Raw genomic sequence first — 19754 nt, 5'->3', positions numbered from 1 at the left:
TAAATGATCTGCCACCTGACCTACTTCGAAAAATCGAGCGCGCGGTCGCCGTTTTCGTCCTTGATCCGGGTCGGCAGGCCGATGTGGTTGAGGACATGCAGGAAGGGCTTGGGCGGCAGTTCCTCGACATTGGCCATGGTCTTCACGTCCCATTCGCCGGAGGCCACCAGAATGGCGGCTGCGACCGGGGGAACGCCGGCGGTAAAGGAAATGCCCTGTGAGCCGACTTCGTTATACGCCTCCTTGTGGTCGGAGACGTTGTAGATGAAGACTTCCGCCGGCTTGCCGTCCTTGGTGCCCTTGACGAAATCACCGATGCAGGTCTTGCCGGTATAATTCGGCGCCAGCGATGACGGGTCAGGCAGCACGGCCTTGACCACCTTCAGCGGCACCACTTCCTGGCCTTCCGCCGTCATCACCGGCTGTTCGGACAAAAGGCCGAGGCTTTTCAACACGGTGAAGACATTGATGTAGTGGTCGCCGAAACCCATCCAGAAACGGACATTGGGCGAACCCATGTTCTTCGACAGCGAGTGGATCTCGTCATGGCCGGACATGTAGGCCTTCTGCTTGCCGACCACCGGCAGGTCGAACTCATGGCCGACCTCGAACATTTTGTTGGTCGTCCATTCATTGTTCTGCCAGGCGTAGACCGTGCCGGTGAACTCGCGGAAATTGATTTCCGGGTCGAAGTTCGTGGCGAAATACTTGCCGTGGCTGCCGGCATTGATGTCGACAATGTCGATGTCGGTGATGTCGTCGACATAATCATCCTTGGCAAGGCGGGCATAGGCGTTGACGACCCCCGGATCGAAGCCGGCGCCGAGAATGGCGGTGACGCCCTTTTCCGCGCAACGATCCTTGCGCTTCCACTCGTAGTTCGCATACCACGGCGGGGTTTCGCAGATCTTGTCGGGCTCTTCGTGGATGGCGGTGTCGATATAGGCCGCGCCCGTTTCCAGGCAAGCTTCCAGCACCGACATGTTGAGAAAGGCGGTGCCGACATTGATGACGATCTCGACGCCGGTCTGGTTGATCAGCGCGACGGTCGAGGGAATGTCGAGCGCATCAAGCTGATGGGCGAGCAGGACGCCGTCCTGTTTCATCGCCTTCTTTTCCAGAACGCTCTCGATGATCGCATCGCATTTGGACTTGGTGCGCGAGGCGATATGGATATCGCCGAGCACATCATTGTTCTGGGCACATTTATGGGCGACCACCTGGGCCACGCCGCCCGCGCCGATAATCAGCACGTTTTTCTTCATCGGAACAACGCCTCCGGTTTTGGGCAGCTTCGCCTGCCCGAAATCAAGGGTTGGAGCGGCAAACCGCTCCGCGGGTCAGCCCGGCCTTACGACAGGGCGGATCTGAAATCTTCATAGCCGAATTCGCGAACGGTACGGATCTCGCCGTTCTCCTCGCGGATCGCGATCGCCGGCATTTTCACACCATTGAACCAGTTCTTCTTGACCATAGTGTAACCGGCGGCATTTTCGATCGACAGCCGGTCGCCGACCTTGACCGGCTCTTCAAAGGAAAACTCGCCGAAAATATCGCCGGCAAGGCAGGACTTTCCGCAGACCATCACCTTGTGCGGCCCGGTATCGGGCAGGATCTTCGCGCTTTCGCGATAGATCAGCAGGTCGAGCATATGCGCCTCGATCGATGAATCGACGATGGCGAGGTCCTTGCCGTTGTTCAGCGTGTCGAGCACGGTGACTTCCAGCGTCGCGGCGCCCGTGATGGCCGCTTCGCCCGGCTCCAGATAGACCTGAACACCGTATTTCTCGGCAAAGGCCTTGAGCCGTGCGGCGAGCTTTGCCAGCGGATAGTTCTCGCCGGTGAAATGAATGCCGCCGCCGAGGCTGACCCAGTCGAGGCGTTCGATCAGAGGACCGAAGCGCTCCTCGATGACGGTCAGCATCGCGTCGAACCGGTCGAAATCCTCGTTCTCGCAATTGTTGTGAAACATGAAGCCGGAAACCTGGTCCAGCACGGCTTCGATCACCGCCGGATCATGCTCGCCGAGCCGCGAGAAGGGACGGGCCGGGTCGGCAAGGTCGAAATCCGAGGTCGAGACCTGCGGATTGACGCGCAGGCCCCGGATCTTGCCCTCGGATTGCGCCCTGAAACGCGAAAGCTGGCCGATCGAGTTGAAAATGATCTTGTCACAGTTTTCCAGAACCTCGTCGATCTCGTCTTCGCCGTAGGCGACCGAATAGGCATGGGTCTCGCCGCCGAATTTCTCGTGGCCAAGCTTGACCTCGAAAAGCGAGGAGGATGTCGTGCCGTCCATATACCGGCTCATCTGGTCAAAGACCGACCATGTGGCAAAGCATTTGAGCGCCAGCAACGCCTTCGCGCCGGAGGCCTCGCGGAGCCAGGCGATCTTGTCGAGGTTCCGCTGAAGCCTCGACCTGTCGATGAGGTAATAGGGGGTCTGCATAGCCGGGCCTTTCGGGTTGCGGCGAAAGGTCATGCCGCTTGAAGTGTTTCGGCTCTATCTATCGAAGCATTCGCCAAAATCAAGCGCGGGAGGCTGAATTCGCGGGCGGGAAACGAAAAAGGCGGCCCTCGGGACCGCCTTTGTCTTCAAGTCTCGTGACTATACTCAGCCCGGAAGCACGACAACCTTGGTGCGCTTGTCGGGATCGACGCGGGCATAGAGGTCGATGATATCCTGGTTGATCATGCGGATGCAGCCGGAGGAAACCGCCTGGCCGATCGAGGTCCAGTTGGGGTTGCCGTGGATGCGGAACATGGTGTCGTTGCCGTTGCGGTAAAGATAGAGCGCGCGGGCGCCGAGCGGGTTCATGATGCCGGGCTCCATGCCTCCGGCAAATTCCTTCAGCTCGGGCTGACGCTTGACCATGGCTGACGGCGGATACCATGTCGGCCATTCGGCGCGGCGGCCGATATAGGCGTTCCCGGACCAGCGGAAACCATCACGGCCGACGCCGATGCCGTAGCGCACGGCCTTGCCGTCTTCTTCGACGTAATAAAGCAGGCGCTCCTTGGTATCGACGACGATCGTGCCCGGCGCTTCATCGGTCTCGTAGTCAACGACCTGGCGGCGATACTTGTCATCGACTTCCGCGATCGGCACGCGCGGCAGGTCGATACCCTCGTCATTGATGGCGGCATAGGCCGAAATCGGCGCCATTTTGCCCGAGGACATGCCGTCGGTCGTGGTGCAGCCGGTAACGGCAAGCAGACCGGTAAATGAGAGTGCAAGAAGAAGCGTTCTGATGTGCATGGGCTGACTCGTGGCGACGATTGGAGCGAAAAGTGATAATAGTTAGCTGATAAAAGCTTATGGTTAACATTTTATTGCATGACAAGCGCAAGTGGTGGGAAGCCATGTAAATGACCGCATGCCGGCTCCGCGCTGTTGTGAAAATGCACCGATTGAAAGGAAGTTCCATGGCGATCGTCGATCTTCACGCCAAGAACCCGACGGCCGACGGCCGACAGTCCGAGCGGGCGCTCATGGTTCGCCGCGGCGTCCAGCATCTGATGAAGCACATGCGCAACGCCGCAATCAGCGAGATGACGCTCAGGAACGGCCGTCGCGCCGACCTCATCTGCCTGACCGAGAAAGGCGAGATCTGGATCATCGAGATCAAGTCCTCGGTCGAGGATTTTCGCGTCGACAACAAATGGCCGGACTATCGGGTCTATTGCGACCGGCTGTTCTTCGCCACCCATTCGGGGGTCCCGCTGGACATCTTCCCGGAGGATTGCGGCCTGCTGCTCGCCGACCGCTACGGTGCGGAAATCATCCGTCCCGCGCCCGAACACAAGCTCGCCCCGGCGCGACGCAAGCTTCTGACCCTCGCCTTTGCCCGCAATGCCGCCGAGCGGCTGACCTCTGCCGAACTGGTTCTGGAACGGCTGGAGGCGGAGGGCGTTTCCTTTTGAGGCGGCACGACGCAGCGGCCCTCACCCCTTCCCGATCCGCTCCACCTTGCCGCAAAGTTCAAGCGCTGCCGCAAGCGAGCGGCCGGTTGCAAGCGCCATCTGCGGCAGGATCATCCATTCGAGGCTCCAGGCAGCGCCCGAGCGCTCCTGTTCATGGATGAGCGCGTGATGCAGGCCGGACACCTGCACCGCGTTGAACCGGGCAAGCGTCACCAGGAGTTCGGCCAGGACCGGATTGTTCTTGTGCGGCATGGCGGAAGACCCGCCGCCGCCGGAAAGGCCGATCTCGTCAATGCCCTGCTGGGCCATCAACGCCGCGTCCTGGCCCATCTTGCCGGCCGTTCCGGAAATCAGCGACAGTATCGAGGCATAATCGGCAATGCCCTCGCGCATGGCGTGCCAGGCTTTGCCGGTGGGGCGAAGGCCAAGTTGCGCGGCGACGGAGGCGACCATGGCGTCCGCCTTTTCGCCAAGCGCCGCACGGTCGCCGGCAGCCCCCCCGATCTGAACCTTTTCGACGCGCGGCCCAAGGGCTCTCAGCCGATCGGCATGGTCTGGGAGCGGCAGCCGCCATGTGGAAATCCGCTCGCGCGCCCTGATTTCGGCCGCCGCCTGCATGCGCGTGCGGCCCATGAGCTTCTCATCGCCAAAGGTGCGCTCAAGCGCCTGCAAGGCTGCGTCGAGCTCTGCCAGACGGTCGAGAAACAGCGCCGTCGTCTCCCGCAAGGTCATGGCAAGCGCGGTGTCGACCACATCCTGCGACGTTGCGCCCTTGTGCAGGGCGGCATCGGGCACGCTCTTGCGCAGAAGAGCAAGAAGCGCCGGCACCGGCACGCCGTCTGCGGCCATGCCTGCCCGCAATGCCTCGGGCGCGATTTCGGCGCTTTCGATTGCCTTAGCCGCCTTCTCTGCCTCTGCCGCATCACAGAGCCCGCATGCGCCCAGCGCCCGGCTCCAGGCCGCCTCGAAGGCCAGCATGTGGCGCAACTGCCGTTCCGGCGACCAGATCGCGACGGTTTCCGGATCGCCGAAATAGCCGCCGAGCCAAGGATGATCGAATGCCGATATGCTCACGCGTGGTGCTCCTTGAAAAACCGGGCCACTTCTATCTGATTGACTCGGAAAGAATGCCTGCTAGAGCGCCGTGCGTCCATTCGGACGCACAAAGGACGCTCTAACCTATTGAATCTACGCATCGTGCTTTCCGAAAATCGATCCCGAATTTCGGGCCGATGCGCTAGCCCGTCGAAAGCCAACCGCGCTTGTCCGATCTAAACCTTTGAGGAAGGGCTTTCGCAGATGGCCTTGGGTCTTGCTCCATCTACTCTCTCTCCCGCCTGCGGGAGAGATGCCCCGAAAGGGGCAGTGAGGGTGAAGCAGCATTTCCGTTCGTGAGAGTGTCCCGCGTGGATACGTTCCTCCTCACTGTCGCTGTCGCGACATCTCTCCCCGCCGGGGAGAGAAGCCTTGAGGGCTATGGGTCAAAGCTATATGCGAGAGCCCTGCCCTCAAGGGTGAGATTGGTGGCAGCGAGGTTTGCTACCCGTCAGATATCCAGAAACACCGTTTCAGCGTCGCCCTGCAGGCGAACGTCGAAGCGGTATTGCCCGTCTCCGGTTTTCTTCGCGATCAGCGTCGGCACCCGGTGCTTCAGTTCGACGGCCTTGAGGATGCGGTCATCGGCATTGTCCTCATCCTCGAAATAGATGCGGGTGTTGAGCCCGATATTGATGCCGCGCGCGACGATCCACAGCGAGATATGCGGCGCGTTGTGCGAGCCGCCCCTGCCCTTGAAGGCGCCGGGCTTGACCGTTTTCAGCACGAACTCGCCGCTGTCGGCGTCGGCAGCGAAGCGGCAAAGCCCCGAAACGGCCGGATCGGCGCCCGGCTGGCCGGGGAAGATGCCGGCGGCGTCCGGCTGCCAGCTTTCCAGCATGGCGTCGCGGATCGCATTGCCCGTACCGTCGATCACCTGGCCGCGGATCTCGATGATCTCGCCCTTTGCCCCTTCCGAAATGGGGCTGACGCCGATCTCCTGCTCGTAGGAGCCCGGATTGCCGGCATAGGTCGGCATCAGGCCGATATGGACGTAGGGACCGGCGGTCTGGGATGCGGTTTCCTGCAGGTTTTGAAGTTTCTGGACCATATCACATCCCCTCCATCTTGTTCTCGAACATGGTCTGGCGGCGGCCGCGCAGCACGATGTCGAACTTGTAGGCCAGGAAGTCATGCGGGCGCGACATGTTCATGTCGAGTGGCGCGACGAGGCCGTCGAGATCGCCGCGCTTTCGCACGGTGTTGGCAATCGGACAGAGCGGGATCAGAGGATCGCCCTCGAAATACATCTGGGTGATCAGCCGCTGGCCGAAACTGTGGCCGTAGACCGAGACGTGGATATGCATCGGCCGCCAGTCATTGCCGCCATTGGGCCAGGGATAGGCGCCGGGCCGGATGGTGAGGAACTGGTAATTGCCATCAGCATCGGTGATCGTGCGTCCGCAGCCGCCGAAATTCGGGTCGAGCGGGGCAAAATACGTATCCTTCTTGTGGCGGTAGCGCCCGCCGGCGTTCGCCTGCCAGATCTCGATCAGCGTTTCCGGCACCGGCTTGCCGCGCTCGTCCATGATGCGGCCATAGACCAGGATGCGCTCGCCGACGGCCGGCGCCTCGCCCTTCGTCCAGTTGAGGATCAGGTTGTTGTCCAGCGCGCCGAGCTGGTTGTGGCCGAACATCGGCCCGGTCTCTTCCGATGGGCCGCTTTCCAGTGACAGAAGCGGCAGGCTCGGCGAGCGGGCAACCGAGGTCTTGTAGCCCGGCGTATAGGCCGGGGGATGAACCATCCGGTTTCGCGGGATCAGTGGTCCCAGATCAGTCATCGTCATTTTCCTCCATTTCGGCAAAGGCTGCCTTTGCGAGTTTCAAGGCATGGTTGGCGCGCGGAACGCCGGCATAGATGGCGACATGCTGGAAGGCTTCCACCACGTCCTGCCGGCTGGCGCCGGTGCGGGCCGTCGCGCGGATATGCATCGGGATTTCATCGAAATTGCCGGTCGCGGCGAGAAGCGCCAGCGTCAGCATCGAGCGCTCCCGCCGGCTGATCGCGTCCGAGGCCCAGACCGTGCCCCAGGCGCTTTCGGTGATCAGCGTCTGGAAGGCGTCGTCGAGCTTCGTCTTGGCGGCCTCGGCGCGATCGACATGGGCATCGCCCAGGACCGAGCGGCGAACCCGCATGCCGGCCGCGTAGCGCCCGCCGCCCTCGTCCGTATCTTTCAGAAACGCCGAGAGAAGGTCCGCAACGGCTTCCGGCTGTTCGACGGGCGGCAGATGTCCGGCGTTGTCGATCAGGTGAAACGGCGCGCCATAGGCTTCGGCTGTCGCGCGCACCAGATCGGGCGGCGTCGAACCATCAAGCGCGCCACAAAGCGCCAGCACCGGGCATTTCACCTCCGCCGCGCGGCCCGTATAGTCCGCGCCGGCCAGCGCCCTGCAGCAGGCGATGTAGCCTTCGAGCGGGGTGCGTTCGAGCATGGCCCGCCACATCGCCGCCTCGGATGAGGCCAGAAACTCCGGCGCGAACCAGCGGGCGAGAACGGCATCGGAGATCGCGGCAATGCCGCCCGCCTCAAGCGCTGCGATGCGCTCGCCCCACATTTCGGCGGTGCCGATGCGCATCGCCGTATCCATCAGCACCATCGCGCGCGCAAGGTCGGGCCGCTTCAGCGCCACAGCCTGCGCAATCAGACCGCCGATCGAAAGCCCGACCAGCGTCACATCCTCAAGCTTCAGAGCCTCGCAAATGGCAATCGCGTCGTCGGCCAGGGTTTCGATGGAAAGGCCGGCACCGGCGGGTCCGAGGCCGGAGAGCCCGTGACCACGCTTGTCATAGCGCACGAGCCGAAGCCCCTTCGGCAGGTGCGGCAGGAGCCGGTCCCAGACCCTAAGATCGGTGCCCAGCGAGTTGATAAACAGGATCGCGCGGCCGTTTTCCGGCCCGTCCTGGCGCACATGCAGCGCGCTGCCATCTGCTTGAATGATCATGCGTTCCTCCCAGCCTGTTTTGCCATAGCCAGAACGCACAAAAAATTATATTTAAGGGAAAGTATCATAACCTATAGGTTAACCTTGCTTGATCCTCGCCTGCGCATGCGCCACCTGCGCTCTTTTCTCGAAACCGCCCGACGCGGCTCGCTGAGCGGGGCCGCGAGCGCGCTTCATGTCAGCCAGCCCGCCGTCTCGAAAACCATCCGCGAACTGGAGGAGATCCTGCAGGTCGAACTGTTCGACCGCTCCGGCCGCCGGCTGACGCTGACGCAGGCGGGCAAGACCTTCCAGCAATATGGCGGCCAGGCGCTGGTGGACCTCATCCGTGCCCAGGACCTTGTGCGCGAGGGCCGGCCGCCGCGCACCCGCCTGATCGTCGGCGCTCTGCCAACGGCCTCGACCGCGCTTGTCCCGCGCGCAGCGCTTCATCTTCGCCAGAACGCGCCGCAATGCATGCTGCGGGTGACCACCGGGCCCAACTGGCTGCTGCTTTCCCAGTTGAGAGAAGGCGCGCTCGACATGGTCGTCGGCCGCATGGCCTCGGCCACGCTGATGGAGGGGCTTTCCTTCCGCCAGCTCTATTCGGAGCGGATCGTTGCCGTCGTGCGTCGCGGCCATCCGCTCGACGGCCTTGCCCCGGATGCCGAAGCCCTCCGCAGCCACCCGCTGATGCTGCCGCCGCCGGGCGCGGTGATCGCGCCGCTGGTCACGGCCTATCTCCACGCGCTTGGCCTCGCCCAGCCGGAACCCGCCTTCGAGAGCGTGGCGCTCGCCTTCGGGCGGCGTGTCGTGCTCGATTCCGATACGGTCTGGTTCATCTCCGAGGGCGTGGTGCGCGACGAACTTGAAAACGGCACGCTGGCGACGCTGGCCATCGATGACGACCTGCTCGGCGGCCCCGTCGGCGTTTCGATGCGTACGAACGTCACGCCGACGGCCGAGCAGCGCCTGTTCGTCGCAGCGCTGGAACAGGCCGCCGGAAACGGCCTTTTCCGCCCGGCCGGCCCGGCATAACAGGACACTCACCTCAGAAGATCCGGCAGGAACATCACCACCGAGGGCACGGCGATCACCAGCGCGATCACGAACAGGTCCATGATGATGAAGGGCAGAACGCCGGCGAAGACCTGCGCGATCGTGACATATTTGCCCGCCACATTCTTGATGACGAAGACATTCATGCCGACCGGCGGCGTGATCATGCCGATTTCCAGCATCTTCACCACGACGACGCCGAACCAGACGAGGCTGATGCCTTCCGCGCGCAGGATCGGCAGGAAGATCGGCAGCGTCGTCAGCATGGCGCCGAAGGGCTCCATGAAGGTGCCGAGCGCCAGATAGATCAGCACGATGATCAGCATCAGTTTGAAATAGCCGAGATCTGCGCCGGCGACGAAGGACGAGAGGAAATGCGACAGGCCGGATATGCCAAGAAAGCGGGTGAACATCGCTGCCCCGACGCCGATGATGAACAGCGCGCCGGTGGACGTCACGGTATCGATCAGCGAATGGGTGATGTTCCACCTCGTCAGTCGACCGGTGACGGCCGCAAGCAATATGGTGCCAAGCGCGCCGACCGCGCCGGCCTCCGTTGCCGTGAAGAGCCCGGAGAACATGCCGCCGAAGATCAGGAGCACAAGCACCGTGATCGGGATCACCTGCAAAATTGCGGCGCGGCCCTCCTCACTGACCGGCGATGTGTCGCGGGCCGGCACGAGATCGGGACGGACGAGGCTGATGCCGATGATGACGAGGCAGTAGCCGATGGCGGTAACGACGCCGATGCCGATGCCGCCGATGAAGACCTGGGTGACCGAGGTCTCGGCGAAGACGCCGTAGATGATCATCAGGATCGAGGGCGGGATCAGCGCGCCGATCGTGCCGCCGGCGGCGATCGATCCGGCCGCGATCGAGGGACGATAGCCGGCAGCGACCATTTCCGGAATGGCGATCCGGCCCATGGCCGCAGCGCAGGCAAGCGACGAGCCGGAAACGGCGGCAAAGCCGGAACAGGCGAAGATGGACGAGACGGCGAGACCGCCCGGCAGACGCCGCAGCACCACCTTGGCGGCGGCGAAAAGCCCGCCCGTCAGCCCGGAATGAAAGGCGACGAAGCCCATCAGCAGGAACATCGGCACCGCCGACATGGTCCAGCTGGCGACAAAGGAATAGGGCGTGTTCGACAGGATGCCGAAGGCCGGCGTGACCCCGAGAAGCGCGGTGATGCCGCCGAAGGAGACGGCGATCAGCGCCATGGCCACCGGCACGCGCAGGAGAAGCAGGACGATCAGGACGCCAATGCCGACAAATCCGACCTCGGGGTTCATGCGGTTTCCTCCGATGCGGCGGGATGGAGATCCTGGAAGGTCAGAAGCAGGCAGGTCAGCGCCGCGATGCCAAAGCCGAGCGACGGCAGGAAGTAGCTGTGCCAGACAGGCATCTTCATCGTGGCAAGCTCCACATAGGTGCCGGAACGGAAATTGGAGAGCGCCGAATTCCAGGTGGTCCAGGCAAGGCTTGCATAGACGATCGCCGACAGAAGGCAGACCAGCGCATCGGAGACGCGGCGGACGGGGCGGGTCAGCGCGAAATCGAAGAGTTCGACAGACACCATCTCGCGGCGCAGTTCGAGCCAGGACAGCGGCAGGAAGGCGGTGGCGACCATGTAATAGCGCGCGACCATTTCCGTGGTGACGGGGATCGAGATACGGAACAGGTTGCGCAGCGCGACATCCAGGCTGATATGGACCATCATCAAGACGACGCCTGCGGCGCCGATGAATGCCAGGATACGCGCGACCACGGCGGCGAGCCGAACGAGTGCGGTCATCAGAAGGCTCCAGAGCGGGTAAGAAGGTCGACGAAGAACATCATCGTCCACGAAGCGCGACGGCCATTGCGACCGCCGCGCTCCAGTTCAGGCATCACATGCCGTAGGTCGAGAAATCGATCTTGCTCCAGACATCGTCGATCATCCGCTTGGCGAGAGCGTCGGGATCATTGCCGACTTCATCGACGACCGCAGTCCATTTTTCCACCAGCTCGGTGAAGTAGGCGGCTTCCTCGCCCGAAAGCGCGGTGCGGTCCTTCACGTCCTGGGCGGCGAAGGCTTCCGATTCCGCCAGGAAGGCCGGGTCCGGCTCGATCACCTCGATATCGGTCTTTGCCAGGGCCTCTTTCGCCGCCGACGGCAGCTGGAAAGCCCAGCGGTCGGTAAGGTCGAAATTGGCGCGGGCGGCGGCCATGCCAATCTCCTCGCGTTCCTTTGTGGAGAGCGCGCGCCAGGTGTTGAGCCCGGCGGTGAAGTTCGAGGTCACGTGATAGGTGCCGATCGGGACGATGGTGACGTCCTTGGCGATATCGATCAGCCGGAACGACAACAGGTCGACGGTCGATGCCATGGTGCCGTCGATCGTGCCCTGGCTCATCGCCTCGAAGGTGTCGCCGACGCCGATATTGACCGGTGTTGCGCCGAAATGCTCGGCCCAGCGCGAATAGGGCGCGCCGCCGGTGCGAAGCCGCATGCCCTTCAGGTCATCGGCATTGCGCACGGGCTTGGTCGTGATCAAATTGTAGACGTTGGACGAGCCGGCGCCGAGGAAGACCATGCCGAGCTTCTTGAACTCTTCCTGGCAGGGCTCACAGGTCATGCCGTATTCGGTCATCGCCATGGCCATGGCATGCGGATTGCGGCCGATCAAAGCCAGATCGCCGGCAATGCCGGTGACTTCCATGTCCGCCGGGAAATAGAGCGGCAGAACGTTGCCGACATCCACCAGCCCGGTCTGCAGCGCATCCTTCATCTGCGGCAGGGACACGACTTCCGGCCCGAGGATCAGGCCGGTGATGGCGCCGCCGGAGTTTTCGGCGACATTGTCGGCGAAATGCTCATACATGTAATAGGCCGGGTGCGCCGGCGGGCCGGCAGGGGCCAGGCGCAGCTCGCGCGCCGAAGCAGCGGTTCCGACAGCCATCATCGCGACGGCCGCCAATGCAGCGAGTTTCTCAATGCGATTCATGAATTCTCCTCCCAAAAAATCCGAATGCTGTGTTTCGTCAGGTAGTCACATCGCCAGAAGCTTCCTCGCATTCTCCTTCAGAAGCAGCGGGCGAACCTCGTCCTTGATGTCTATATGCTCGAAATCGGCGAGCCAGCGATCCGGCGTGATGGCGGGCCAGTCGGAGCCGAACAGCAGTTTGTGCTTCAGCAGCGAATTGGCGTATTTCACCAGGATCGGCGGGAAATATTTCGGGCTCCAGCCGGAAAGGTCGATATAGACATTGGGTTTGTGCTGGGCGACGGCGAGCGCCTCTTCCTGCCAGGGGAAGGAAGGATGCGCGGCGATGATCTTCAGGTCGGGAAAATCCACCGCCACGTCGTCGAGATACATGGGATTGGAATATTTCAGCCGCATGCCCATGCCGCCATGCATGCCGGAGCCGACGCCGGTCTGGCCGGTGTGAAACAGCGCGATGCCGCCTTCTTCCTCGATCACCTCGTAAAGCCCGTAGGCCGACCGGTCATTGGGATAAAAGCCCTGATAGGTCGGGTGGAACTTGAAGCCGCGCACGCCGTGGTCGCGCATCAGGTTTCGCGCCTCGCGGATGCCGAGCTTGCCCTTGGCCGGATCGATGGAGGCAAACGGCACCATGATGTCGCTGTTCCTCGCCGCGATCTCGGCCACTTCATGGTTGGAATAGCGGCGAAAGCCGGTCTCGCGCTCGGCATCGACGGGAAAGATGATGCAGCCGATCTTGCGCTCGCGAAAATAGGCGGCGGTCTCCTCCACCGTCGGCAGCATGCCGTCGCGCCCAGCCGGATTCCTGAAATACTTCACCATGCCGGCCTGGAATTCCATATAGCCGTCATCGCGATGGGTGCAGCAGGGCTCCTCGGCATGGACGTGGACGTCAAAGGCGATCAGATCGTCGAAATTCATGGGATCTCCTTCGCCTCCAGCCCGGCATAGCGCTTGAGCAGATGCGCAAGCATCGCCTCCTCCTCCGCGCTCAGCCCGTGGCTGTTATAGGCGTTCTCTCCGAAGAAATTGCGCTTGTTGGCGGCGACAAAGTCTTCGCCCTTTGCGGTCAGCTTCAACAGCACGGAGCGGCGGTCGTGATCGGGGATTTCCCGCTCGATCAGGCCCTGGTCCTCGAAACGGCGAACCGTCTTGGTCATGTGTGCCGGCTTGATCCTCAGCGTCTGCGCCAGGATGCCCTGCTTGATGCCGGGGTTGAGATGCATGAGCCAGAGCATGGAAAACTCGCCCGGGCGCAGGTCGTCGGCGCCGAAACGCTCATAGAACTGGTCGTAGACGCGCACCTGCGCCACGCGCAGCAGAAAGCCGAGCGAATTGTTGAGCTCGCCAAGATCGACATCCTCGGTCAATTGCGGGGAAAGACGCGGTTCCTGACCCATATCAGCGCCCACCGGGCGCTGCCACCTTGGCGGCGCGCTTTTCGAGGAAGGCGATCAGCCGTTCCTCGGCCTCGGGCGAGGTGGCGGTGAAGGACGAGATGAAGCTTTCCATCAGAAGACCATCGTCGCGGCTCATCTCGGGCATGCGCGGCAGGACGTTGATGACGGCGTAGTTGGAAAGGTCGGCATTGGTCGCCGCCCGGGCGGCAAGCTCCAGCGCCTTCTCGACCGATTTTCCGGCGGGAACCACATATTGCGCGAGGTTCCAGCGCTCGCCGGTATCGGCATCGATCGAGCGGCCCGTCAGCATCATGTCCGTCATCCGCGCCACGCCCATCAGCCGCGCGGTGCGCACCGAGCCGCCGCCGCCGACGAAGATGCCGCGCTGGCCCTCCGGCAGGGCGAAGAAGGTGGTCTCGTCGGCAACCCGCACCTGAGCGGCGGAGGCAAGCTCCAGGCCGCCGCCGACGACGGCGCCGTGCAGCGCGCAGAACCAGGGAATGGGGCCGAATTCGATCCGGCCGAAGACTTCATGCCAGCGCCGCGACCCCTCGACGCCCTCAAAGGCCGATTTCTTGACATGTTCGGAAAGATCCAGCCCGGCGCAGAAGTGTTTGCCATTGCCGAAGATCACGCCGGCTTTTGCCTCGCGGCGCGCCCGCTCTACCGCGTCGGCCAGGGCTTCGACGAAACGGTCGCTGATCGCATTGCGTTTTTCCGGACGATTAAGCCCGACAAGCGCGACATCGCCCCGCATCTCGTAGGTTATCAGCGCCGCCTCTTCTGCCTCGTTCACAGCATGCTTCCTTTCGAACATTCCAGTTTTCTCTATACGAGAAAATAATTTCCTTGTAAACAATATACACACAAACAGTATATGGTGAAATCGTCGCGGAGGACGACCGAGGACGAACGCCGACGAAGACAGAGGGATTTCGCACGCCCGGCCGTGCCGGGAAAGCGGAGAATTGGAGGAGGTTCCATGACAGGCATGGAGAAGATACGTCCGGTGCGGGTATGGGAGCCGCGCATCCGGGTGGAGGAGCGCGCGGACGGCAGCCAGATCATCTGGCAGGAGGACAAGCTGGATCCCTATCCCGCCCGCCTCGGCGACCGCATCCTGCACTGGGCCGAAACCGCGCCGGAGCGCGTGTGGATGGCCGAGCGGGACGACAACGGCGCATGGCGGACGATCACCTTTGGCCGGCTGCGCGCGTTGATGCGGAGCGTCGGCACCTTCCTGCTTGCCCATGACCTCTCGCCCGAGCGCCCGTTGATGATCCTGTCGGAAAATTCGCTCGAACATGCCGTCATCGCGCTTTCCGCCCAATATGTCGGCGTGCCCTCGGCCGCCGTGGCGCCGGCCTATTCGTTGATCCCCGAGGGACGCGCAAAACTGAAGGATATTGCCGGCGAGGTGACGCCCGGCGCGATCTTCGCGAAAGAAGCGGACCGCTTCGCCGCCGCGATCACCGAAGTCATCGATCCCGCCGTGCCGCTCATTCTGGCGGGCGGCGGTGTTCCCGACCGTGATCATTTCGCCTGGGATGACGTGATCGCGACCGAGCCTTCATCGGCGGCTGACGAGGCCTTTGCCGCAACAGGGCCGGATACGATCGCGAAATTCCTGTTTACCTCCGGCACCACCGGCACGCCGAAAGCCGTGATCCAGACGCAGCGGATGATGTGCGCCAACATGGCGCAGGTGCTCGATTGCTACCGTTTCCTCGGCGACGAGCCGCCCGTCCTGGTCGACTGGGCGCCGTGGAACCATGTCGCCAGCGGCAACAAGGTCTTCAACATCGCGCTCTATAATGGCGGCACCTATTACATCGATGCCGGCAAGCCGACGCCGAAGGGCATGGCCGAGACGATCCGCAATCTGCGCGAGATTTCACCGACCTGGTATTTCAACGTGCCGGCAGGCTACGAGGTGCTGTGCGAGGCGATGGAAACGGACGAGGTCCTGCGCGACAGCTTCTTCCGCAATCTGAAGATGATCATGTATGCCGGCGCGGGCATGGCGAGCCACACCTGGCATCACCTCAATGCGCTTTCCGAACGCTCCACCGGCGCGCAGACGCTGATGGGCTCGGGCCTCGGCTCCACCGAAACCGGCCCGTTTGCCATGTTCTGCACCGAACCGCAGGAGGAGCCCGGCAATTGCGGCGTTCCGGCGCGCGAGGTGACCATGAAACTGGTGCCTGTCGGCGGCAAGATGGAGGTGCGCTTCAAGGGTCCGAACGTCACCCCCGGCTACTGGCGCCGACCGGACCTGACGGCAAAGGCCTTCGATGAGGAAGGCTTCTACAATATGGGTGACGCGCTGCGCCCCGCCGTTCCCGGCGATCCGGCGCGCGGCTATCTGTTCGACGGGCGTACGGCGGAAAACTTCAAGCTCCAGACCGGCACCTGGGTCGCTGTCGGAGCCATGCGGGCAAAGCTCATCGACGCCATGGGTGGCCTCGTGCGCGACGCCGTGATCGCCGGAGAGGACCAGTTCGAACTCGGCGCCCTTCTGGTGCCCTTCCGCCCGGCAATCGAGCGGTTGGTCGAGGGCGGAAGCGAGATGGATGATGCAACGCTCTATGCGCATCCAGCCGTGCTTGCCCGGCTGGGCGATCTTCTGACGGAGTTTGCCGGACACGCCACCGGTTCCTCTAACCGGATCGCCCGCGCCATGCTTCTGACCGCGCCGCTTCGCATGGACAAGGGCGAGGTGACCGACAAGGGCTCGGTCAACCAGCGGGCGGTGCTCACCAACCGGGTGGACCTGGTCGAGGCCCTTTATGCGGGCGGACCCGAGGTGATCATCGCGGGCAAGCCGCACGGCAGAAAGGCGGGCTGACAATGAAGATAGAAGGCATGGCCGCACTGGTGACCGGTGCGGGTTCGGGGCTCGGCGCGGCAACCGCGCGCGCGCTTGCGGAAAAAGGCGCCAGGGTAACGGTGCTGGACATGAACGGCGATGCGGCCGAGAAGGTCGCCGCCGAGATCGGTGGGCTTGCGGCCGTCGGCGATGTGTCCAGTGAAGATGACGTCACGGCGGCGCTTGATGCGGCCGAGGCGGCCCATGGCACGGTCAGGATCGCGGTGAGCTGCGCCGGCATCGGCACGGCGGGACGCGCGGTCGGCCGCGACGGGCCGCTGCCGCTCGCCGATTTCGAGCGCACGATCAGGGTCAACCTGATGGGCACGTTCAATGTGGTCAGGCTTTCGGCCCACCGCATGTCGCTTGCAGAAAAGCTTGGCGAGAGCCGCGGCGTGATCGTCAACACCGCCTCGATCGCCGCTTTCGAAGGGCAGATCGGCCAGGCGGCCTATGCAGCCTCCAAGGGCGGCATCGTCTCGATGACCCTGCCGCTGGCGCGCGAATTCGCCCGTTTCGGCGTTCGGGTCAACACGCTGGCGCCCGGCGTGTTCCTGACCCCGCTGCTCTATAACCTGCCGGAGGAAGCGCAGACATCGATCGCCGCGACGATCCCCTTCCCCGCCCGCCTCGGCGATCCGGCGGAGTTCGCCCATGCGGCGATATTCGCGGTCGAAAATGACTATCTCAACGGCGAGGTGATCCGCCTCGACGGTGCAAACCGGCTGACGCCGAAGTGAGGGCAAGACGACCTGTTTTCACGTGAAACACTGCCCCGTTTGACCAGGAGCGGGCCGGAGAGGCCGGCCTGCCCCTATACCGTTGCCGCCATGCGAACAAACTGGCGCGGCGGGACGGCCATGACCCGGCGGAAGGCCTTCGAAAAAGCGCTCTCCGACTCGTAGCCGAGATCGGCGGCAATGGCCGAAAGCGGGGCGTTCGATGACTGCATGCGTTCCGCGGCAAGGATCATCCGCCAGGCAGTCAGATATTCCATCGGTGCCTGACCGACCTTCTCCTTGAACCGCAGGGCGAAGGTCGAACGCGACATGCCGGCGACCGAGGCCAGATCGGCGATCGTGAAACGGCGACCGGGATCGGCATGGATGGCGCGGATCGCCGCGCCGATCTGCCGGTCGGAAAGCGCGGCCAGCCAGCCGCCGGCGTTTCCTTTTTCCGTCTCGAGATATGCCCTTAAGGCCTGAACCAATATCATGTGCGCGAGCTGCCGGATGATCAGTTCGCTGCCCGGACGTTCGTCGCCGAGTTCCGCCATCATGCGCTCCACCGACCAGCGCAGGGACTGCCATTCCGCTCCATTGCCGATATGAATGAGCGGAGGCAGCAGGGAGAGCAGGAAATCGGCGTTCGGCCCTTCCAGAACGAAACGACTGGAAACCAGAAAACAGTCCTCGCCTTGTCCATGCTCAGCAATCCCGCCGCGCCGCGCCGTCGGAAACACCGCAGCGGCTGGAACCGGATCGAGATCGAGATCGCTTGCCAGCCGGAAGGGCCGCCCCTGCGGCAGGACGAAGCCCTCGCCTGCCCCCAGGCAAACCGGACGCCCGCCGTCCTCCACTGAAAGCCAGCATCCGCCACACACCACCGCGCCGCATTTGATCGTGCCGGAAACGGCCGGAAAGGCGATCGCCCAGGGCCCACCGGCCCTGAAGCCTGCGGACATGTGGTTCTGCGGGCGCATCAAGGAAAGCACATCTGTGAGCGGATCCATGGCATCTTCCGGACGATTGGACAGGATTTTCAGATTTTCCAACATAGATTGTCCGGAAAGTCGCGTCTAGCTTCCCCCGAGATCAACAGACAATGGGAGTTTGCATCATGCGTGTTTTCGTAACCGGCGCATCCGGCTGGGTGGGCAGCGTGACGGTAAAGGAACTGGTGGACGCCGGCCACACGGTCGCGGGCCTTGCCCGTTCCGAAGAGTCCGCCGCCGCCGTGGAGGCTGCCGGCGCAAGGGCAGTCCTCGGCAGCCTCGACGATCTCGATCTTCTCAAAGCGGAGGCGGCGTCGGCAGACGGCACTATTCACACCGCTTTCAACCATGACTTCAGCCGGTTTGCGGAGAACTGCGCCCAGGATGCCCGCGCCATCGAGGCCATGGGCAAGGCGCTTGCCGGCAGCGGCAAGCCGCTTGTCGTCACCGCCGGTGCGGCCATCCCGACCACGGACGGATTGCTGACAGAGCAGTTCGCCGCCCCCGCCGTTTCCGAGCGCTATCCCCGCGCATCGGAACAGGCAGCATTCTCGACGCTCGACATGGACGTGCGCGCCATGATCGTGCGCCTGCCGCCGACCACCCACGGCAAGGGCGACAAGGGCTTCATGCCGATCCTGATCAACATCGCCCGTGAACAGGGGTTTGCGGCCTATGTGGAAGGCGTTGCCGCCATCTGGCCGGCAGTGCATCGCTTCGACGCGGCCCGCGTCTTTCGCCTGGCGCTTGAGAAAGGCGCAGCCGGCGACCGTTTCCATGCCGCCGCCGAGGAAGGGATCGCCATGCAGGACATTGCCGCGGCGATCGGCAGGGGTCTTGGCCTTCCGGTGAGGGCGATCGCGCCCGATGAGGCGCAAGCCTATTACGGCTGGTTTTCCCACTTCGCCAGGTTGGAGAGTCGCGCCTCGAGCGAGTGGACAAGAAGGAAGCTTGGCTGGGAACCGGCTCACAAGACCCTGCTCGAGGACCTTTCGGAACGCTATTACTTCGAAAGCTGAACTTAGCCCGGTCGTCATCACCTGTTGGCGACCGGTGTTTTCGCTTTGCCTCAGGCCGGATAATCCCGTTCGCCGAAGATCGCGGAGCCGACGCGTACGCTGGTGGCGCCGAAGGCGACCGCGATCTCGTAATCGCCGGACATGCCCATGGAGAGCTTCGGCACGTTGTTCTCCTTGGCGAGATCGGCAAGCAGAGCGAAATGCGGGCCCGGATTCTCGCCCGCCGGCGGGATGCACATCAGCCCTTCGATCTCAAGCCCAAGCTCGTCGCGGCAAAGATCGAGAAAGCTTTCCGTCTCACGCGGATCGATGCCAGTCTTCTGCGGTTCGTTACCGGTATTGACCTGCACGTAAAGTCTTGGCGCCCTGCCCTGCTTCCTGATTTCCTTGGCAAGCGCGCGTGCGATCTTCTCGCGATCGACGCTTTCGATCACATCGAAGAGCGTCACGGCGTCTTCCGCCTTGTTGGACTGCAGCGGCCCGATGAGGCGCAGTTCGAGATCCGGCGTCTCTTCCTTCAGCGCCGGAAACTTTTTCTGCGCTTCCTGAACGCGGTTTTCGCCGAAAACACGCTGCCCCGCCGCAATCGCCTCGCGGATCATATCGGCCTCGTGGGTCTTGGAAACGGCCACCAGCGTCACCGCGTTTTCGGGCCGTTCGGCCTCGTGCTCGGCGGCGAGGATCCTTGCGCGCACGTCCTTGAGATTTTCGGCAACACCCATCGGTTTCAACTCCTTTTTCCGCCGCCGCACCTTATGGCAAATGCAAGGG

General features: G+C 63.1%; 20 protein-coding genes. 5 read left to right on the top strand and 15 right to left on the bottom strand.

Features of this window, described 5'->3' with window-relative positions:
* Positions 1–20 precede the first annotated feature (20 nt).
* From GGR30_RS05650 to GGR30_RS05640, 3 genes are all read right to left on the bottom strand, one after another.
* Positions 21–1265, bottom strand: a complete 1245-nt coding sequence (locus GGR30_RS05650) for a saccharopine dehydrogenase family protein (RefSeq protein ID WP_183483387.1) — start codon at positions 1263–1265, stop codon at positions 21–23.
* Between the two features lie 86 nt (positions 1266–1351).
* The gene (gene nspC / locus GGR30_RS05645; RefSeq protein WP_183483385.1) at positions 1352–2446 is read right to left on the bottom strand and encodes a carboxynorspermidine decarboxylase; all 1095 of its coding nucleotides are present in this window, start codon (positions 2444–2446) and stop codon (positions 1352–1354) included.
* 165 nt (positions 2447–2611) lie between these two features.
* Entirely contained in the window at positions 2612–3256 is a 645-nt protein-coding gene (locus tag GGR30_RS05640) for a L,D-transpeptidase (protein WP_183483383.1), read from the bottom strand.
* A gap of 167 nt (positions 3257–3423) precedes the next feature.
* On the opposite strand from GGR30_RS05640, the gene GGR30_RS05635 reads away from it, so the two are divergent.
* Positions 3424–3921 carry an MmcB family DNA repair protein gene (locus GGR30_RS05635; RefSeq protein WP_183483381.1) on the top strand — a complete coding sequence of 166 codons (498 nt, stop codon included), beginning with the start codon at positions 3424–3426 and terminating at the stop codon, positions 3919–3921.
* A 21-nt stretch (positions 3922–3942) separates the two neighbouring features.
* On the opposite strand, the gene GGR30_RS05630 is transcribed toward GGR30_RS05635, so the two are convergent.
* The 4 genes from GGR30_RS05630 to pcaDC form a co-directional block, all read right to left on the bottom strand.
* Positions 3943–4995 (bottom strand): 3-carboxy-cis,cis-muconate cycloisomerase, encoded by a 1053-nt coding sequence (locus tag GGR30_RS05630; RefSeq protein ID WP_183483379.1) that lies wholly within the window; start codon positions 4993–4995, stop codon positions 3943–3945.
* Positions 4996–5467: 472 nt separating this feature from the next.
* Entirely contained in the window at positions 5468–6067 is a 600-nt protein-coding gene (gene pcaG, locus GGR30_RS05625; RefSeq protein ID WP_183483377.1) for a protocatechuate 3,4-dioxygenase subunit alpha, read from the bottom strand.
* 1 nt (position 6068) lies between these two features.
* On the bottom strand, positions 6069–6797 hold the full coding sequence (gene pcaH, locus GGR30_RS05620) for a protocatechuate 3,4-dioxygenase subunit beta (RefSeq protein ID WP_183483375.1): 729 nt from the start codon (positions 6795–6797) through the stop codon (positions 6069–6071).
* Positions 6790–7959, bottom strand: coding sequence for a bifunctional 3-oxoadipate enol-lactonase/4-carboxymuconolactone decarboxylase PcaDC (gene pcaDC / locus GGR30_RS05615; RefSeq protein WP_183483373.1), 1170 nt, complete (start codon positions 7957–7959; stop codon positions 6790–6792). The genes pcaH and pcaDC overlap by 8 nt, the downstream gene beginning before the upstream one ends.
* An 84-nt stretch (positions 7960–8043) precedes the next feature.
* On the opposite strand from pcaDC, the gene pcaQ reads away from it, so the two are divergent.
* On the top strand, positions 8044–8976 hold the full coding sequence (pcaQ, locus tag GGR30_RS05610; protein WP_183483371.1) for a pca operon transcription factor PcaQ: 933 nt from the start codon (positions 8044–8046) through the stop codon (positions 8974–8976).
* 8 nt (positions 8977–8984) lie between these two features.
* Here pcaQ and GGR30_RS05605 read toward each other — a convergent pair whose 3' ends face one another.
* From GGR30_RS05605 to GGR30_RS05580, 6 genes are all read right to left on the bottom strand, one after another.
* Positions 8985–10289 carry a TRAP transporter large permease gene (locus GGR30_RS05605; RefSeq protein WP_183483369.1) on the bottom strand — a complete coding sequence of 435 codons (1305 nt, stop codon included), beginning with the start codon at positions 10287–10289 and terminating at the stop codon, positions 8985–8987.
* On the bottom strand, positions 10286–10792 hold the full coding sequence (locus GGR30_RS05600; protein ID WP_183483367.1) for a TRAP transporter small permease: 507 nt from the start codon (positions 10790–10792) through the stop codon (positions 10286–10288). The genes GGR30_RS05605 and GGR30_RS05600 overlap by 4 nt, the downstream gene beginning before the upstream one ends.
* 94 nt (positions 10793–10886) lie before the next feature.
* Positions 10887–11981: a C4-dicarboxylate TRAP transporter substrate-binding protein gene (locus tag GGR30_RS05595; RefSeq protein WP_183483365.1), complete on the bottom strand. Its 1095-nt coding sequence runs from the start codon at positions 11979–11981 to the stop codon at positions 10887–10889.
* A gap of 45 nt (positions 11982–12026) precedes the next feature.
* Positions 12027–12902, bottom strand: coding sequence for an amidohydrolase family protein (locus GGR30_RS05590; protein WP_183483363.1), 876 nt, complete (start codon positions 12900–12902; stop codon positions 12027–12029).
* Positions 12899–13381, bottom strand: coding sequence for a MarR family winged helix-turn-helix transcriptional regulator (locus tag GGR30_RS05585; protein ID WP_183483361.1), 483 nt, complete (start codon positions 13379–13381; stop codon positions 12899–12901). The genes GGR30_RS05590 and GGR30_RS05585 overlap by 4 nt, the downstream gene beginning before the upstream one ends.
* A gap of 1 nt (position 13382) precedes the next feature.
* Positions 13383–14177 carry a crotonase/enoyl-CoA hydratase family protein gene (locus GGR30_RS05580; RefSeq protein WP_343066471.1) on the bottom strand — a complete coding sequence of 265 codons (795 nt, stop codon included), beginning with the start codon at positions 14175–14177 and terminating at the stop codon, positions 13383–13385.
* Positions 14178–14363: 186 nt separating this feature from the next.
* Between GGR30_RS05580 and GGR30_RS05575 the strand changes: the two genes are divergently transcribed.
* Both GGR30_RS05575 and GGR30_RS05570 read left to right on the top strand, forming a co-directional pair.
* Positions 14364–16229 carry a feruloyl-CoA synthase gene (locus GGR30_RS05575; RefSeq protein WP_183483357.1) on the top strand — a complete coding sequence of 622 codons (1866 nt, stop codon included), beginning with the start codon at positions 14364–14366 and terminating at the stop codon, positions 16227–16229.
* Positions 16230–16231: 2 nt separating this feature from the next.
* Positions 16232–16990 carry an SDR family NAD(P)-dependent oxidoreductase gene (locus GGR30_RS05570; protein ID WP_183483355.1) on the top strand — a complete coding sequence of 253 codons (759 nt, stop codon included), beginning with the start codon at positions 16232–16234 and terminating at the stop codon, positions 16988–16990.
* Positions 16991–17064: 74 nt separating this feature from the next.
* Here the strand turns inward: GGR30_RS05570 and GGR30_RS05565 are convergent, their stop codons facing one another.
* Positions 17065–17982 carry an AraC family transcriptional regulator gene (locus GGR30_RS05565; protein WP_183483353.1) on the bottom strand — a complete coding sequence of 306 codons (918 nt, stop codon included), beginning with the start codon at positions 17980–17982 and terminating at the stop codon, positions 17065–17067.
* Positions 17983–18089: 107 nt separating this feature from the next.
* On the opposite strand from GGR30_RS05565, the gene GGR30_RS05560 reads away from it, so the two are divergent.
* Entirely contained in the window at positions 18090–18983 is an 894-nt protein-coding gene (locus GGR30_RS05560; protein ID WP_183483351.1) for an SDR family oxidoreductase, read from the top strand.
* Positions 18984–19033: 50 nt separating this feature from the next.
* Here the strand turns inward: GGR30_RS05560 and GGR30_RS05555 are convergent, their stop codons facing one another.
* Entirely contained in the window at positions 19034–19705 is a 672-nt protein-coding gene (locus tag GGR30_RS05555) for a YggS family pyridoxal phosphate-dependent enzyme (protein WP_183483349.1), read from the bottom strand.
* Between the last annotated feature and the right edge of the window lie 49 nt (positions 19706–19754).

This window comes from Martelella radicis (assembly GCF_014196625.1).
Classification (GTDB): Bacteria; Pseudomonadota; Alphaproteobacteria; order Rhizobiales; family Rhizobiaceae; genus Martelella; species Martelella radicis.
This window is presented reverse-complemented; position numbering and strand designations above follow the sequence as displayed.

Coding starts and splice junctions, on each gene's coding strand:
- GGR30_RS05650 (WP_183483387.1), bottom strand. CDS start 1,265: ATGAAGAAAAACGTGCTGATTATCGGCGCGGGCGGCGTGGCCCAGGTG.
- nspC (WP_183483385.1), bottom strand. CDS start 2,446: ATGCAGACCCCCTATTACCTCATCGACAGGTCGAGGCTTCAGCGGAAC.
- GGR30_RS05640 (WP_183483383.1), bottom strand. CDS start 3,256: ATGCACATCAGAACGCTTCTTCTTGCACTCTCATTTACCGGTCTGCTT.
- GGR30_RS05635 (WP_183483381.1), top strand. CDS start 3,424: ATGGCGATCGTCGATCTTCACGCCAAGAACCCGACGGCCGACGGCCGA.
- pcaG (WP_183483377.1), bottom strand. CDS start 6,067: ATGGTCCAGAAACTTCAAAACCTGCAGGAAACCGCATCCCAGACCGCC.
- pcaH (WP_183483375.1), bottom strand. CDS start 6,797: ATGACTGATCTGGGACCACTGATCCCGCGAAACCGGATGGTTCATCCC.
- pcaDC (WP_183483373.1), bottom strand. CDS start 7,959: ATGATCATTCAAGCAGATGGCAGCGCGCTGCATGTGCGCCAGGACGGG.
- GGR30_RS05605 (WP_183483369.1), bottom strand. CDS start 10,289: ATGAACCCCGAGGTCGGATTTGTCGGCATTGGCGTCCTGATCGTCCTG.
- GGR30_RS05600 (WP_183483367.1), bottom strand. CDS start 10,792: ATGACCGCACTCGTTCGGCTCGCCGCCGTGGTCGCGCGTATCCTGGCA.
- GGR30_RS05595 (WP_183483365.1), bottom strand. CDS start 11,981: ATGAATCGCATTGAGAAACTCGCTGCATTGGCGGCCGTCGCGATGATG.
- GGR30_RS05590 (WP_183483363.1), bottom strand. CDS start 12,902: ATGAATTTCGACGATCTGATCGCCTTTGACGTCCACGTCCATGCCGAG.
- GGR30_RS05585 (WP_183483361.1), bottom strand. CDS start 13,381: ATGGGTCAGGAACCGCGTCTTTCCCCGCAATTGACCGAGGATGTCGAT.
- GGR30_RS05575 (WP_183483357.1), top strand. CDS start 14,364: ATGACAGGCATGGAGAAGATACGTCCGGTGCGGGTATGGGAGCCGCGC.
- GGR30_RS05570 (WP_183483355.1), top strand. CDS start 16,232: ATGAAGATAGAAGGCATGGCCGCACTGGTGACCGGTGCGGGTTCGGGG.
- GGR30_RS05565 (WP_183483353.1), bottom strand. CDS start 17,982: ATGGATCCGCTCACAGATGTGCTTTCCTTGATGCGCCCGCAGAACCAC.
- GGR30_RS05560 (WP_183483351.1), top strand. CDS start 18,090: ATGCGTGTTTTCGTAACCGGCGCATCCGGCTGGGTGGGCAGCGTGACG.
- GGR30_RS05555 (WP_183483349.1), bottom strand. CDS start 19,705: ATGGGTGTTGCCGAAAATCTCAAGGACGTGCGCGCAAGGATCCTCGCC.